This is a genomic window from Leifsonia sp. PARNA 1/14, from assembly GCF_055720965.1.
This window is the reverse complement of sequence record NZ_JBVQSP010000006.1, coordinates 36,956-51,733: the sequence shown is the minus strand read 5'-3', so window position 1 is coordinate 51,733 and position 14,778 is coordinate 36,956. Positions and strand designations below refer to the sequence as shown.

Sequence of the window (14,778 nt, the reverse complement as noted above, 5' to 3'; positions counted from 1 at the left end):
GGCCCTTTCTCTGCAACAGCGCAGATCGACGAATCGGCAGGGAGCCGATGAGCCATTGGAGCACATCAGACGTCTGATGTCCAATCGAATCTGTGCTACGGTCGCATCCATGTTCGGTCTGACCTTCGACAAGATCCTGGTCGTCGGCGTCGTCGCCGCCTTCCTCGTCGGTCCGTCCCGCCTGCCCGGATACGCTGCCGCACTCGGCGGTTTCGTGCGCCGGATGCGCGCCACCGCCGACGGCCTCAAGGCCCGCGTCTCCGAAGAAGTGGGCGAGGACATCGACTGGAAGCGGCTCGATCCGCGCCGCTACGACCCCCGGGCCATCGTCCGCAACGCGCTCGCCGACACCGTCGCGGGCACGAGCGCGCAGAACACCGGCGCCGACATCCGGGAGGCCCGGCGATGACCTTCACCGTCGCCGTCCTCGGCACCGGCGCCTTCGCCCGCGAGCACCTGCTCGCCCTCCGCCGCCTCCCGGAGGTGCGCGTGAGCCACATCGCCGGCTCCAGCCTCGAGCGCGCGACCGAGCTCGCCGCGCTATTCCCCGGCGCGCTCCCGACCACCGACCTCGCCGCCGCGGTCGGCCATCCCGACGTCGACGGCGTGGACATCTGCAACGCGACGCCCGACCACGCCCCCTGGACCATCGCCGCGGGCGAGGCCGGCAAGCACGTCCACGTCGACAAGCCCGCCACGCTCGACGTCGCCTCCTTCGACGCGATGGTCGACGCGACGGAGGGCCGCGGCCGCACCCTCATGGTCGGCCAGACCGTCCGCTTCCAGCCGGCGGTCTCCGAGCTGCAGGCCCGGGTCGCCGCCGGTGCGATCGGCGACCCGCGCCTGCTCCACATCACCTGGTACACCGGGCACGTCTGGCCGGGAGGCTGGCGCGGCTGGCAGCTCGACACGGCGAAGTCGGGAGGCCACCCGGTGCACAACGGCACCCACGCGCTCGACCTGGCCGTCTGGCTGATGGGCTCCGAACCGGTGGAGGTCTTCGGCCGGGACTTCCCGACCTTCGCCGCCGAGATGCCGATGCCCGACAGCTTCCACCTGCTCGTCCGCTTCGCCAGCGGGGCGCTCGCCACGATCGAGCTCTGCTACGCGCTCGCCCAGCCCGGGCGCTTCCTGCGCCGCGTGCTGCTCACCGGCACCGAAGGGACCCTCCTGCACGACACCGACGCCGAGCCGGGGCTCGCCTCCCCGCGCCACGCGGCGCCGCCCTCGTCGCTCGACGACGCCCTGTTCCGGCAGCTGCGGCACTGGGTCGACGCCGCCCGGGGGAGGGAGCCCATGATCGTCACCACCGCCCAGGCGCGCGCCGCACTCGGCGCGGCCGTTGCGGGGCAGCGGTCGCTGCGCAGCGGCCAGCCCGTCCGCATCGACCACGCCGGACGCATCGATCGTGGCGCAGCACTCGCGGGAGGCGCACGATGACCGCGCCCCTCCGCGTCGCCTTCGCCAGCGGCATCCGCCACGCGAACTCCTATCTCGACGAGCTGCGCCGCGACCCGCGCGTGGAGGTCGTCGGCGTCGCCGAGGAGGCCGACGCCCCCGAGTGGATGCACGCCGACAGCCGGCGGGCCGCCCACGGCGCCGGCGTTCCCTGGCTCGACGACATCCGTGCGGCCTCCGACCCCGACCGGGTGGATCTCACGATCGTGTGCAGCGAGCCCACCCGGCACGCGCGGCTGGCGCGGGACGCGATGGCGGCGGGCGTGCACGTGCTCGTGGACAAGCCGGTCGCCACGACGCTCGCCGACGCCGACGCGCTGCTCGACCTCGGCCGCTCCACCCCGGGCACGGTCTCGGTCGTCAACCGCACCCACGCCCCGGCCCTGCGGCGCACGCGCGCCTGGATCGACGCCGGCCATCTCGGCCTCCCGCGCCACGTCGACGCCGAGTTCCTCGCGAGCGGAGCGTTCTTCGCGACCTCCGTGGAGCGGCCGGAGCTGGTCGTCGACCCTGCTCTGAGCGGTGGAGGCGAGATGCTGAACTTCCTCGGCTACTGCGCCGACGCCGTCCTGCACCTCACCGGCCTCGCCGTGCAGAGCGTCTACGCGATGTCGGGCTCGCTGTTCGCGGCCGGTCACGCCGAGCACGGGGTGGAGGACACCGCGGTCGTCTCGCTCCGCCTCGAGAATGGGGTCACGGCCTCCATCACGGTCGGCCGGGTGCCGTTCGCGCCGGGCTTCGGACCGACCATCAGCTCGGTGCGCGTGCTCGGCTCGCACGGCCACGCCACCGCCGACGACGACCAACCGGCGGTGCTGCAGTTCGGGCCGCGTGGCGCGGACGCCCATCCGGTCGGCGGAGGCGGGGGAGTCGCACCCCTGCGAGCCTGGCTGACCCACGTGGTCGACCGGCTGCTCGCCGGCGCGGCGCCCGACTACGGCTTGGCCGAGGCGCGCGCCTCCCTCGCCGTCATCGACGCCGCGTACCGCTCGGTCGCCGAGCGCGCTGCCGTGCGGCCACGCTGACCGCACCACCTCGAATCCGTATCGAAGGAGAGCCGTGTACCTCGACCTGCCCGAATCGGAGTTGCGCGGCTACCGCAGCGCGCTGACCACGCCCGCCGATTTCGATGCGTTCTGGGAGCGGACCCTCGCCGAGAGCCGCGTGCACCCGCTGGTCACCCGGCTGGAGCCGGTGGAGACCAGGCTGACGACGATCGACGTCTACGACGTGCGGTTCGGCGGCTTCGGCGGCGAGCAGATCGCCGCGTGGCTGCGCCTCCCGCGTGGGTCGCACAGCCCGGAGGAACGTGGGCCGCTGCCCGCGATCGTCCAGTTCCACGGCTACGGCCGCGGCCGCGGCGACGCCGTCGAGAACCTGCTCTGGGCGTCCTCCGGGTTCGCGCACTTCGAGGTGGACACGCGCGGCCAGGGCTGGAGCGGTTCGCGCGGCGTCACGCCCGACTCCGGGCCGGGGGCGGGGCAGGTGCCCGGATTCCTCACCCGCGGCATCGACAGCCCTGAGACGTACTACTACCGGCGCCTCTTCACCGACGCGGTGCGTGCGGTGGAGGCCGTGCGTTCGCTGGAGCAGATCGACCCGCTGCGGGTGTCGGTGTTCGGCGTCAGCCAGGGCGGCGGCATCTCCCTGGCGGTCGCGGGCCTCGTGCCCGGTCTCGCGCACGTCGTCGCGCGCGTGCCGTTCCTCTGCGACATCCCGCACGGCATCGTGGCGACCGACCGCACCCCGTTCCGCGAGATCACCGACCACCTGGCGCACTACCGCGACCGGGAGGACCAGGTGCTGCACACCCTGTCGTACTTCGACGGCGTGAACTTCAGCCGGCGCGCCCACGCGCCGGCCACGTTCACGGTCGCGCTCATGGACCCGATCTGCCCGCCGTCCACCGTCTACGCGGCGTACAACGAGTACCGCGGCCCCACGTCGCTGCATACCTGGCGGTACAACGCGCACGAGGGCGGAGGCATCGACGACGACCTCCTGACGCTGACGGCGATTCGCCAGGCTGTGGAGGTCGCGCCCGTCGGGTGACGCCGACGGAGCTGCCGACGGGTTGCGCGCGGCGAGCGCGCTACAGCGCCCGCCCCAGCCCCCGCCGCAGCGGGATGTAGTGCTTGACGACCGCCTCGCGGTACCCCTCCACATCGCCGGCCTCCGCGGCGCGCAGCATGTCGCCGTGCGCCCGGGCCGTCTCGTCGAGGTCTTGCGCCGGCGGGAGGCCGAGGCGCGGGTACACGACGGTGTTGACCTCCCAGAAGGCCGTCACCAGCTGGCCGACGAGCGCGTTGTCGAGGTGCGCGAGCATCTCGGAGTGGAAGGCGCGGTCCTCCTCGGCGAACGGCTCGTCCTCGGCCGACTTGGCCTCCATCGCGGCGACGAGGTCGTGCAGCGACGGGTTGCTGGTGCCCTCCATCGCTTCGCAGATCTGCTCGGCCATGGCGAGGTCGAGCGCCTCGCGCACCTCGACGACCTCCCGCAGCGCGGCGAAGTCGTCCTCGGGCCGCAGCACGCCGCGGAACACCAGGCCCTCGACGAGCGGCGCGAGCGACAGCTGGCCCACGTACGTGCCGTAGCCGTGGCGCACCTCGACGATGTCGAGCGCGGCGAGCGTGCGCATCGCCTCGCGCACGCTGGAGCGGCTCACCTCGAGCTCGGCGCACAGTTCCGCCTCGGTGGGCAGGAGGTCGCCCGGCTTCATGCGGTGGATGAGGATGTAGTCCTTGATCTGGTCCGTCACCGAGGTGCGGCGGGCGCGGGCCTGACCGGAGAAGACTCCGGCCGCTGCGGGATCTGTCGCCATCGTCGACTTGACCTTTCCGTGGAGCGTGTATTAGCTTCACTATACCCAAGTAGGACATCAGACGTCCGACATCACGAGAGGCAGTCTTCAATGTTGAAAGAAACGCTCCAGACCCAGGCGACACGGCGCACCTTCCTCGCTGCGACCGGCGCGGCCGGGATCGTGGCGGCCCTCGCCGCCTGCAGCGGCCCGGCATCCACGATCGGCACGGGTAAGAGCACCGCGGCCGCGGGCACGGTCGACAAGAACGGCACCATCACCGCCGGCATGTCCTACGCCCTCGGCACCGGCTTCGACCCGATGACCACGACCGGCGCACTCACGATGGCCGCCAACTGGCACACCCTCGAGGGCCTGGTCGAGCTCGACCCCGTCACCCGCAAGGCGTACGCCGCCCTCGGCTCGGGGATGCCCAAGCAGGTGAACGACACCACGTACACCGTGCAACTGCGAAAGGACGCGAAGTTCCACGACGGCTCGCCCGTGACCGTCGACGACGTGCTGTTCTCGTTCCAGCGCGTGCTCGACCCGGCCAACGCCTCCATCTACGCCGGCTTCCTGCCCTTCCTCACCGCCGACGGCGTCACCAAGGTCGACGACTCGACGGTGAAGTTCACGACCGCCTACCCGTTCCCGCTCTTCGCCGAGCGCATCTCCGTCGTCAAGATCGTGCCGAAGGCCGTCGTGGAGGCCGACCCGAAGAAGTTCGACGCCCTCCCCACCGGCACCGGACCATACAAGATCACCTCGGCGACCGCCAACGACAAGCTCAGCTTCGAGCGCTTCGACGGCTACACCGGGTCGCGCCCGGCGCTCGCCGCCGCGATGACCTGGAACCTGCTCTCCGACCCGTCCGCCCGCGTCAGCGCGATGCAGTCCAAGCGCGTCAACGCGATCGAGGACGTGCCCTACCTGAACGTCGACGGTCTCGGCCGCGTCGTCAAGACGCAGTCGGTGCAGTCCTTCGGCCTGCTCTTCATGATGTTCAACACGTCGCAGAAGCCGTTCGACGACAAGCGCGTCCGCCAGGCGTTCTTCTACGCGATCGACCAGGACAAGCTGATCGCCAACGGCATGCTCGGCAACGCGGAGGCGGCCAGCAGCTACGTGCAGAAGGGCCACCCCGACTACACCAAGGCCAAGACGGTCTACAAGCACGACCCGGCCAAGGCCAAGGCGCTGCTGAAGGAGGCCGGCGTCTCCGGTCTCGCCATCACCCTCCTCACCACCGACACCGGCTGGGTGAAGGACGTCGCGCCGCTGATCAAGGAGGACCTCGACGCCATCGGGGTCGCCACCACGCTCGACATCGGGCAGTCGGCCGGCCAGTACAAGAAGGTCGACAACAACCAGTTCCAGGTCATGGTCGCCCCCGGAGACCCCTCGGTCTTCGGCAACGACGCCGACCTCCTGCTGCGCTGGTTCTACTCGGACAACCTGTGGGCGCAGAAGCGCTACCGCTGGAACTCCGGCGCCGACTTCGAGAAGCTGCAGAGCCTCCTCGACCAGGGCGCCAAGGAGACCGACGCGAAGAAGCAGAAGGCCACCTGGAGCCAGATCTACGACCTGGTCGCCGACGAGGTGCCGCTGTACCCCCTCGTGCACCGCAAGCTGCCGACCGCGTGGGACTCGAACGCGCTCGACGGCTTCCAGCCGATCTCGATGACCGGCCTCTCCTTCCTCGGCGTCGGTCCGACGAAGTAGCCACCGCGGCAGGGCCGGCCGTCCCCCCACCGGCCGGCCTCGCCGTTCCACCGACATCCCCTTAGGAGTTCCGCATCGTGCAACTCGTGCGCCTCGCCGGCCGGCGCCTCATCGCGCTGCCGTTCATGATCCTCGGCATCACGCTGCTGGTCTTCATCGTGCTGCAGTTCGCCCCCACGGATCCCGCGACCAACGCTCTCGGCGAGAGTGCCAGCGACGCGGCCAAGTCGGTGTGGCGCGAGCAGAACGGGTATGACGATCCGCTGATCGTCCGCTACTTCGCGTTCCTCGGCCACCTGCTGCAGGGAAACCTCGGCAACACCGTGCCGCCGGCGCAGTCGGTGGGCAGCCTGATCGCCACAGCCTTCCCGCTCACCCTCCAGCTGACCTTCCTCGGCCTCATCATCGCGATCGTCCTCGCCGGCATCCTCGGCGTGACCGCGGCGCTCTACCGCGACCGCTGGCCCGACCAGGTCATCCGCTTCGTCTCGATCGCCGGCATCGCGGTGCCCTCGTTCTGGCTCGCGATCCTGCTCATCCAGCAGTTCGCGCTCACCTGGCCGATCTTCCCGACGGGAGGGTACGTCGCGCCGCAGGACTCCCTGACCGGGTGGCTGCAGTCGATGTTCCTCCCGGCGCTCGCCCTCGCCGTTCCCGTCGCCGCGCAGCTCACCCGCGTGGTGCGCACCTCCATGGTGGAGGAGCTCGACCGCGACTACGTGCGCACCGCCATCGGCAGCGGCCTGCCGCGCGCTGTGGTGATCGGCCGGAACGTCTTCCGCAACGCGCTCATCACGCCCATCACCGTGCTCGGCCTCCGCGTCGGCTACCTGCTCGGCGGCGCCATCGTCATCGAGGTCATCTTCGACCTGCCGGGCATGGGCCAACTCATCCTCAACGGCGTGACAGCGGGCGACACCAACCTCGTCCAGGGCGTCACCATCACGATCGCGTTCACCTTCGTGATCGTCAACACGATCGTCGACCTCCTCTATCTGGTGGTCAATCCTCGAATCAGGACGGTGTGAACATGCGTCGCTCGCTCGCCGACCGGCTCTCCGCTCCCGGGCTGCGCTTCAAGGCGCTCCCGCTCTCGTCGAAGATCGCCCTGGTCTTCTTCCTCATCGTGGTGCTCGCCGCGATCTTCGCCCCGTTGGTCGCCCCGCACGACCCGCTGAAGACGGGCATGCCCGCCCAGCCGCCCTCGTGGGAGAACTGGTTCGGCACCGACCGCAGCGGCCGCGACATCTTCTCGCGCCTGGTCTACGGCGCCCGCTCCTCCCTCGCGATCGGCCTCGGCGCCACGGCGCTCGCGCTCATCGTCGGCGGCGCGATCGGGGCTGTCGCCGCGACCTCCCACCGCTGGGTGAACGAAGGGATCATGCGGGTCCTCGACGTCATCATGTCGTTCCCGGGCATCGCGCTCGCCATCGTCTTCGTCGCCGTGTTCGGCAAGAGCCTGCCGGTGCTGATCGCGATCATCGCGTTCCTCTACGTGCCGCAGCTCGCCCGCATCGTGCGGGCCAACGTGCTCAGCCAGTTCGGCGAGGACTACGTCGCCGCCGAACGGGTGCTCGGGGCTCGGACGACATACGTGCTGATCAAGCACGTGTTCCGCAACTGCGCGGCGCCGATCCTGGTCTTCACCACGATCCTCGTCGCCGACGCCATCGTGTTCGAGGCGAGCCTGTCGTTCATCGGCGCGGGTGTGCAGGAGCCGGCGCCCTCCTGGGGCAACGTGATCTCCAGCGGCAAGAACCTCCTGCTCGCCGGCGGCTGGTGGGCGACGCTGTTCCCCGGCCTTCTCATCCTGATCACCGTGCTGGCGCTCAACGTGCTGGCCGAGGGGCTCACGGACGCCATGGTGCGCCCGAGCGTCCGCCGCCGCGCGGCGGTCGCCGAGGAACTGCCGAATGACGCGGGCACGGCCTCCGTCGCGACCGCTGACGCCCTGGATGCGGCCGAGGTCCAGGAGGCGGAGTACGAGGCGCTGCTCGACGGAGAGCTCCCCGACACCCTCGACCGGCTCGAGGAACCCCAGCGCGACCCCGCCCTGACCGGCCACCTCCGCGCCCTGGTCTCCGCCGAGAGCGTCCGCACCGACCGGCTCGTCTACGACGCCGACGACGCTCCGCTGCTGGAGGTCCGCGACCTCAGCATCCGCTTCCCCGAACGGCACGGCGACGTGGCCGTGGTCGACCGGCTCGGTTTCGCAGTGCGGCCGGGGGAGACCATGGCCTTGGTCGGCGAGTCCGGCTCGGGCAAGAGCCTCTCCAGCCTCGCGATCATGGGACTGCTCCCGGCGAACGCCCGGGTGTCGGGGCAGGTGCTCTTCGAGGGCCGCGACCTGCTGACGATGACGGAGGCGCAGCGCAACACCCTGCGCGGCCACCAGATGTCGATGGTCTACCAGGACGCCCTGAGCTCCATCAATCCGTCCATGCTGATCCGTGCGCAGCTCAAGCAGCTGCTGCGGCGCGGCGGCACCCGCACCGCGGAGGAGCTGCTCGAGCTGGTCGGGCTCGACCCGGCGCGCACGCTCAAGAGCTACCCGCACGAGCTGTCGGGAGGCCAGCGCCAGCGCGTGCTGATCGCCATGGCGCTCACCCGCAGCCCCAAGCTGGTCGTCGCCGACGAGCCCACCACCGCGCTCGACGTGACGGTGCAGAAGCAGATCATCGACCTGCTCAACGACCTGCGCGCCCAGCTCGGTTTCGCGCTCGTCTTCGTCAGCCACGACCTCGCGCTGGTCGCCGAAGTCGCCCACCGCATCACGGTGATGTACGCGGGCCAGGTCGTCGAGAGCGCGCCCACCGCCGAGCTGCTGAGCAACCCGCAGCACGAGTACACCCGCGGCCTGCTGGGCTCGGTGCTCTCCATCGAGTCCGGCGCGTCGCGCCTCCACCAGATCCCGGGCACCGTGCCGACCCCCCGCGACTTCGCACCGGGCGACCGGTTCGCGGCCCGCTCGGTCGAGAGACCCGGCGTCGGCGCCGATGTGCGCCCCGAGCTCCGGCCGGTCGACGGCACGGACGACCACTACGTGGCGACGACCGCCCCGCGCGAACTCGCCGAGAAGGGAGCGGTCTCGTGAACCGCGACGACATCCTCACGCTCGACCGCGTGAACGTGATCCACACGGCCCGCACTGGAACGCTGTTCCGTCCCGACAAGGTGCACGCCGTGAACGACGTGAGCCTGAGCATCCGGCGCGGCGAGACCATCGGCGTCGTCGGCGAGTCGGGCTGCGGCAAGTCGACGCTCGCCCGCGTGATCGTGGGGCTGCAGCAGCCGACCACGGGCGACGTGCTCTACCAGGGGCGCAGCGTCCTGAACCGGGACGCCGCGACGCGGCGCGAGCTCGGCAAGGCCGTCTCGATCGTGTTCCAGGACCCGTCGACCGCGCTCAACGCCCGCATGACCATCCACGACATCCTGCGCGATCCGCTCGACGTGCACGGCGTCGGGTCGGCCGCGCAGCGCGAACGCCGCATCCTGGAGCTGCTCGACCTGGTCGGCCTGCCGCGCTCGGCCGCGGAGGTCCTCCCGAGCCATGTCTCCGGAGGCCAGCGTCAGCGCGTCGCCATCGCCCGGGCGCTCGCGCTCGATCCCGAGCTGATCGTGGCCGACGAGCCGACGAGCGCGCTCGACGTCTCGGTGCGCGCCCAGATCCTCAACCTCCTCGGCGACCTGAAGCAGCACCTGAACCTGGCGATGGTCTTCATCTCGCACGACATCCAGACGGTGCGCTACGTGTCCGACCGGATCGTCGTCATGTACTACGGCCGCATCGTCGAGGAGGGGACCGCCGCCGAGGTGTTCGACCACCCGACCGACGCGTACACGCGCACCCTGCTCGGAGCTGCGCCGTCGCTTCTCTGAACCCGTCCGAACCACCGGCCGGCGCCTGACCCGCCGGCCGGTCCAGCTGCCCCGCACCACCTGAACCGACCGCACCACCAGATTTGGAGAGAATCGTGTCCGTTTCCCGTCTCACCGGCGTCGTCCCCCCGCTCGTCACCCCGCTCACCGCCGACGGCGCGCTCGACGTCGCCTCCTTCGAGCGCCTGATCGAGTCGCAGCTCGCCGCCGGCGTCGACGGCCTGTTCGTGCTCGGCTCGTCCGGCGAGGTCGGCTTCCTGACCGACGCCGTCCGCAGCGCGGTGCTGCGCGAGGCTGTGCGCATCGCCGCCGGGCGCGTGCCGGTGCTCGCCGGCGCGAACGACATGTCGACCGCTCGCGTGCTGGAGCAGGTACGGCTCGCCGAGTTCGCCGGCGTGGACGCCGTGGTCGTCACGGTGCCGTTCTACGTGCGGCCGAGCGAGGCCGAGATCGAGGCGCACTTCCGCGCCGTCGCTGCCGCGACCTCCCTGCCGGTGTTCGCGTACGACGTGCCGGTGCGCGTGCACGTCAAGCTCGGGCACGAGCTGCTGGTGCGGCTCGGCCTGGACGGCGTGATCGCGGGCGTCAAGGACTCCAGCGGCGACGACGTGGGCTTCCGCCGCCTCGTGGTGGCGAACCGGGCGGCGGGCAGCCCGCTCGTGCTGTTCACCGGCCACGAGATCGTCGTCGACGGCGCCCTGCTCGCGGGCGCGGACGGGGTGGTCCCTGGTCTCGGCAACGTCGACCCGGTCTCCTACGTGCGGCTCTACCGGGCGGCGCGCGCGGGCGACTGGGACGAGGCGAAGCGGCTCCAGGACGAGCTCGCCGCTCTGTTCGAGATCGTCTTCCAGGCGCACGGCGTGAGCGGCGAGGCCGCCGGGATGGGCGCGTTCAAGACCGCCCTGACCGTGCTCGGTGTGATCGACAGCAACCGGATGACGTTCCCGGTGCCTCCGCTGGAGGGCGAGACCGTCGAGCGCATCCGCGCGATCGTCGAGGCCGCGGGATCGCTGGTCCGATGAGCCTGGCGGTCGGCGTCGACATCGGGGGCACCAAGACCGCGGCGGGGCTCGTCTCCACCGCGGGGGAGGTGCTCCACCGGGTGGAGGCGCCGACCCCTGCCGGCGACGGGCCGGGCGCGGTGCTCGCGACGGCGGTGCGGCTGGCGCGAGAGGCCGCGGCCGCGGGTTCGGCAGCTGACGAGGTCGTCGCCGTGGGCGTCGGCGCGGCGGGGGTGATCGACCCCGAACGCCGCGTCGTCCGCTTCGCCACGGACACGTTGCCGGGCTGGGCGGGCACTGAGATCGGCGCGCTCGTGGAGGCCGAGCTGGGCCTCCCGGTCGCGGTCGACAACGACGTGCGCGCCCATGCCGTCGGCGAGGCCCGTTTCGGCTCCGGCCGCGGACGGGCCTCCGTGCTGGTCGTCGCCGCGGGCACCGGTGTGGGCGGCGCGTTCGTGCTCGACGGGAGGCCGCTCAGCGGCGCCGCGAGCGTGGCGGGCCACTTCGGCCACATCCCGTGCGTCGAGGCGCAGGGCCTGCCGTGCACGTGCGGCCGGTCCGGGCACCTGGAGATGATCGCCGCCGGCCCAGCGGTCCACGCGGCCTATCGGCGCGCGGGAGGCACGGGTGCGCCGGCCGACACGCGCGCTGTCTTCGCGTTGGCGGCCGAGGGCGACGCGACCGCGCTCACGGCCGTCGACACGGCCGGCCGGGCGCTGGGCCGTGCGATCGGCGGCCTGATCAATGCGCTCGATCCCGACGTCGTGGTCGTCGCGGGCGGTCTCGCGCAGACCTCCGAGCTGTGGTGGGGACCGCTGCGCGCCGGGGTGGCGGCGGAGGCCATCGACCTCACGCGCGACCGCCCGGTCGTGCCCGCCGCGCTGGGCGGCGACGCCGCGATCGTCGGCGCAGCCGCCCTGGCCTTCGACGCCGTGCACTCGAGACGTGAGTAATCGCGGTAATGGGAGCCGCGAGTCCCGCGATTACTCACGTCTCGGCTGCCGAGAATTACTGGAGAGAGAGATATGACTGGACGTCCTGATCCGATTGGCGCGCTTCGCGGCGGGCTCGTGGTCTCCTGCCAGGCCTACCCGGGGGAGCCGATGCGCAGCCCGGAGACGATGGCGCAGGTGGCGGCCTCCGCCCTGGCCGGCGGCGCGGTCGGCATCCGCGCGCAGGGGCTCGGCGACATCGCGCTCATCGCCGAGCGCGTCGACCTCCCGCTGATCGGGCTGTGGAAGGCCGGCGACGACGACGTCTTCATCACGCCGACGCTGCGCCACGCGATCGGCGTGCACGCGGCCGGAGCCGACATCGTCGCGCTCGACGGCACCCGTAGGCCGCGCCCCGACGGCCTCACCCTCGCCGAGACGATCCGGCGGCTGAAGGACCAGACCGGCGCCCTCGTGATGGCCGACACGGGTTCGCTGGAGGACGCCGTCGCGGCGGCGGACGCGGGCGCGGACTGCGTCGGCACGACCCTCGCCGGCTACACCCCCGACCGCCCGAAGCCGGCCGGCCCCGACATCGAGCTGATCGCCGCGATCGCGGAGGCCGTCGAGCTCCCCGTGATCGCCGAGGGCCGCATCCACACACCTGCCCAGGCGGCGGAGGCGGTGGCGGCGGGCGCCTACGCGGTCGTCGTCGGCACGGCGATCACGCACCCGGCGTCGATCACGCGCTGGTTCGCCGAGGCGGTGCGGGCATGAGCGGGGTGCGGTCCGGCGTCCTGGTCGGCGCGTACGCCGCATCTCCCGCGCACGCGCACTGGGATGCGGCGGCCGAGGGGGAGTTCTTCCACGGCCTCGACGCCGTCGCGGATGTGGGCGGCCTCGAGCTGCCGTGGCTGGGCTCCCTGCACCCGCACGACGACAACTGGCTGCTGGAGCACTTCCCGCGACGGTTCGACGCCGTGCTGACCGGCATCCCGGGCACGATGCGCCGGCTGGCGGCCGAGCCCGGGTTCGGGCTGGCCTCCACCGACCCGGAGGGACGGCGTGCCGCCGTGCGCGAAGCGCTCGCCCTGCGCGACGGCGCCCGGCGCCTCGACGACGCCTGCGGACGTGCCGCCGTGGTCGCGGTCGAGCTGCACAGCGCGCCGACGCTCCACGCTCCGGCGGACGCCGCATCGGTCGACGCCCTGCGCGCCTCGCTGACCGAGCTGCTCGACGCGGGCGGCTGGGACGGCGCGGCGATCGTCGTCGAGCACTGCGACGCCTTCGTCCTCGGCCGGCGTCCCGAGAAGGGGTTCCTGACCGTGGAGGACGAGCTCGCCGCGCTCGAAGGCCTCCCGGGCTCGGTCGGCATGAGCGTCAACTGGGGGCGCTCGGCGATCGAGCTGCGCGACGCCGACCGCGTCGCCGGTCAGATCGCGCAGGTGGCCGCCGCCGGACGCCTGCACGGACTGATGCTCTCGGGCGCCTCGCCCGCCGCCACCGTATTCGGCGGCCCGTGGGCCGACGCGCACCACCCGCTCGCTCCCGCCGCAGGCTGGCCGCACGGTGAGCCGACCTCCCTGCTGACCGCTGCGCACCTGGAGGACGCCGTCACGGCCGCCGGGCCGGCCGCCTGGACCGGGGTCAAGTTCGGCTGGGCCGACGCCGCCGCGCCGATCGCGCCGCGCTTGGCGATGATCGCCGCGGCCTCCCGGCTGCTGGCGGAGGCCGTGGCTCGGGCCGCTCGGACGAACGATGCGCAGCAGAAGGAGGCCCTCGTTGGCTGAAGTGATCATCGTCCCCGACCGCGAGACCGCCGGCGCGCTCGCCGCCGACGCGATCGTCGCCCTGATCGACCGCAAGCCCGACGCGGTGCTGGGCCTCGCGACGGGCTCCACGCCGCTCCCCGCCTACCGCGCACTGGCCGCGGCGGCGGCGGCCGACCGCGTCGACGTGTCGCACGTCCGCGCCTTCGCCCTCGACGAGTACGTCGGTCTGCCGGCCGGGCATCCCGAGTCGTACCGCTCGGTGATCCGCCGGGAGGCCGTCGACCCGATCGGCCTCACGCCGGCGCTCGTGCGCGTGCCAGACGGGTCGCCCGAGACGATCGCCGACGCCGGGGCCGAGTACGAGTGTGCGATCCGGGAGGCCGGCGGCATCGACCTCCAACTGCTCGGCATCGGCACCGACGGCCACATCGGCTTCAACGAGCCGGGCTCGTCGTTCGCGTCGCTGACGCGCGTCAAGACGCTGACCGAGCAGACTCGCGCGGACAACGCCCGGTTCTTCGACGCGCCCGACGACGTCCCGCTGCACTGCATCACGCAGGGCGTCGGCACCATCCTGCGCGCCCGTCACCTGATGCTGCTGGCGTTCGGCGCCGAGAAGGCGGCCGCCGTGGCGGCGGCGGTCGAGGGTCCTGTGACCGCCGCGAACCCGGCCTCCGCCATCCAGCTGCACCCGACGGTCACCGTGCTCGTCGACGAAGAGGCGGCCTCCCGGCTGGCGAACGCCGCGTACTACCGGCACGCCTACGCGAACAAGCCGGCCTGGCAGCGCCCCTGACCGGCTGCCGACGACGCGTCCGCACGCGGTCGGCAACTCCGGAGATTCCGCGCGACTCGCCGGCTCCCGCTCCGTAACTCCGGAGATCCGGGCCGCCCTTGCGGCAATCTCCGGATGTGAACCTCGGGACAGCGACCGTGATCGGCGGGGCGAGCAACTCCGGAGATCCGCCCTCCCGCGGCACAATCCTCCGGAGTTGCGGCGTCCTCCCTGGCGTGTCGCTCCCATTCTCCGGATGAAGCGCACGCACCAGCGCCCCTGACCGGCCCCCTCGTTCTGGGTGTACCCCACCCGTTGTCCTCCATTTGACCGACACGCTAGTGTCGTCGTCGAGCCGGTGCGACCCACCCGAAAATCGGTCGCAGGTGGCTCGACGACGGGGATCCGACCCTCCCCGCCGGAGCACAGCACC

General features: G+C 72.1%; 14 protein-coding genes. 13 read left to right on the top strand and 1 reads right to left on the bottom strand.

Annotation, left to right across the window (positions count from 1 at the left end; translation table 11 throughout):
- The first annotated feature begins 109 nt into the window (after positions 1–109).
- From AC0HS0_RS15860 to AC0HS0_RS15845, 4 genes are read left to right on the top strand one after another with little or no spacing between them, the layout of a single operon-like run.
- Positions 110–409, top strand: coding sequence for a Sec-independent protein translocase subunit TatA/TatB (locus tag AC0HS0_RS15860; RefSeq protein WP_472965066.1), 300 nt, complete (start codon positions 110–112; stop codon positions 407–409).
- Positions 406–1,440, top strand: coding sequence for a Gfo/Idh/MocA family protein (locus AC0HS0_RS15855; protein WP_472965065.1), 1,035 nt, complete (start codon positions 406–408; stop codon positions 1,438–1,440). Before AC0HS0_RS15860 ends, AC0HS0_RS15855 begins: the two co-directional genes overlap by 4 nt.
- Complete coding sequence (locus AC0HS0_RS15850) at positions 1,437–2,483, top strand: Gfo/Idh/MocA family protein (protein ID WP_472965063.1); 1,047 nt, start codon at positions 1,437–1,439, stop codon at positions 2,481–2,483. Before AC0HS0_RS15855 ends, AC0HS0_RS15850 begins: the two co-directional genes overlap by 4 nt.
- Before the next feature lie 34 nt (positions 2,484–2,517).
- Positions 2,518–3,510 carry an acetylxylan esterase gene (locus tag AC0HS0_RS15845; protein ID WP_472965061.1) on the top strand — a complete coding sequence of 331 codons (993 nt, stop codon included), beginning with the start codon at positions 2,518–2,520 and terminating at the stop codon, positions 3,508–3,510.
- A gap of 40 nt (positions 3,511–3,550) precedes the next feature.
- Here the strand turns inward: AC0HS0_RS15845 and AC0HS0_RS15840 are convergent, their stop codons facing one another.
- Positions 3,551–4,279 (bottom strand): FadR/GntR family transcriptional regulator, encoded by a 729-nt coding sequence (locus AC0HS0_RS15840; RefSeq protein WP_472965060.1) that lies wholly within the window; start codon positions 4,277–4,279, stop codon positions 3,551–3,553.
- 90 nt (positions 4,280–4,369) lie between these two features.
- Between AC0HS0_RS15840 and AC0HS0_RS15835 the strand changes: the two genes are divergently transcribed.
- The 9 genes from AC0HS0_RS15835 (at position 4,370) to nagB (ending at position 14,366) form a co-directional block, all read left to right on the top strand.
- Positions 4,370–5,983, top strand: coding sequence for an ABC transporter substrate-binding protein (locus AC0HS0_RS15835; protein ID WP_472965058.1), 1,614 nt, complete (start codon positions 4,370–4,372; stop codon positions 5,981–5,983).
- Between the two features lie 74 nt (positions 5,984–6,057).
- On the top strand, positions 6,058–7,011 hold the full coding sequence (locus AC0HS0_RS15830) for an ABC transporter permease (protein ID WP_472965368.1): 954 nt from the start codon (positions 6,058–6,060) through the stop codon (positions 7,009–7,011).
- A 2-nt stretch (positions 7,012–7,013) separates the two neighbouring features.
- Complete coding sequence (locus tag AC0HS0_RS15825; RefSeq protein ID WP_472965057.1) at positions 7,014–9,077, top strand: dipeptide/oligopeptide/nickel ABC transporter permease/ATP-binding protein; 2,064 nt, start codon at positions 7,014–7,016, stop codon at positions 9,075–9,077.
- Positions 9,074–9,865: an ATP-binding cassette domain-containing protein gene (locus AC0HS0_RS15820; RefSeq protein ID WP_472965055.1), complete on the top strand. Its 792-nt coding sequence runs from the start codon at positions 9,074–9,076 to the stop codon at positions 9,863–9,865. The genes AC0HS0_RS15825 and AC0HS0_RS15820 overlap by 4 nt, the downstream gene beginning before the upstream one ends.
- A gap of 95 nt (positions 9,866–9,960) precedes the next feature.
- Entirely contained in the window at positions 9,961–10,887 is a 927-nt protein-coding gene (locus AC0HS0_RS15815) for a dihydrodipicolinate synthase family protein (protein WP_472965053.1), read from the top strand.
- A complete protein-coding gene (locus AC0HS0_RS15810; protein WP_472965052.1) occupies positions 10,884–11,819 on the top strand; it encodes an ROK family protein in 936 nt (311 codons plus the stop codon). Before AC0HS0_RS15815 ends, AC0HS0_RS15810 begins: the two co-directional genes overlap by 4 nt.
- Before the next feature lie 72 nt (positions 11,820–11,891).
- Entirely contained in the window at positions 11,892–12,575 is a 684-nt protein-coding gene (locus tag AC0HS0_RS15805; RefSeq protein ID WP_472965051.1) for an N-acetylmannosamine-6-phosphate 2-epimerase, read from the top strand.
- Positions 12,572–13,588: a DUF4862 family protein gene (locus AC0HS0_RS15800; RefSeq protein WP_472965049.1), complete on the top strand. Its 1,017-nt coding sequence runs from the start codon at positions 12,572–12,574 to the stop codon at positions 13,586–13,588. The genes AC0HS0_RS15805 and AC0HS0_RS15800 overlap by 4 nt, the downstream gene beginning before the upstream one ends.
- Positions 13,581–14,366: a glucosamine-6-phosphate deaminase gene (gene nagB / locus AC0HS0_RS15795; protein WP_472965047.1), complete on the top strand. Its 786-nt coding sequence runs from the start codon at positions 13,581–13,583 to the stop codon at positions 14,364–14,366. Before AC0HS0_RS15800 ends, nagB begins: the two co-directional genes overlap by 8 nt.
- Positions 14,367–14,778: the final 412 nt, after the last annotated feature.

Bases quoted from the DNA above. Each gene is read 5' to 3' on its own strand.
- AC0HS0_RS15860 (WP_472965066.1), top strand. From the start codon at position 110: ATGTTCGGTCTGACCTTCGACAAGATCCTGGTCGTCGGCGTCGTCGCC.
- AC0HS0_RS15855 (WP_472965065.1), top strand. From the start codon at position 406: ATGACCTTCACCGTCGCCGTCCTCGGCACCGGCGCCTTCGCCCGCGAG.
- AC0HS0_RS15850 (WP_472965063.1), top strand. From the start codon at position 1,437: ATGACCGCGCCCCTCCGCGTCGCCTTCGCCAGCGGCATCCGCCACGCG.
- AC0HS0_RS15840 (WP_472965060.1), bottom strand. From the start codon at position 4,279: ATGGCGACAGATCCCGCAGCGGCCGGAGTCTTCTCCGGTCAGGCCCGC.
- AC0HS0_RS15835 (WP_472965058.1), top strand. From the start codon at position 4,370: ATGTTGAAAGAAACGCTCCAGACCCAGGCGACACGGCGCACCTTCCTC.
- AC0HS0_RS15825 (WP_472965057.1), top strand. From the start codon at position 7,014: ATGCGTCGCTCGCTCGCCGACCGGCTCTCCGCTCCCGGGCTGCGCTTC.
- AC0HS0_RS15810 (WP_472965052.1), top strand. From the start codon at position 10,884: ATGAGCCTGGCGGTCGGCGTCGACATCGGGGGCACCAAGACCGCGGCG.
- AC0HS0_RS15805 (WP_472965051.1), top strand. From the start codon at position 11,892: ATGACTGGACGTCCTGATCCGATTGGCGCGCTTCGCGGCGGGCTCGTG.
- AC0HS0_RS15800 (WP_472965049.1), top strand. From the start codon at position 12,572: ATGAGCGGGGTGCGGTCCGGCGTCCTGGTCGGCGCGTACGCCGCATCT.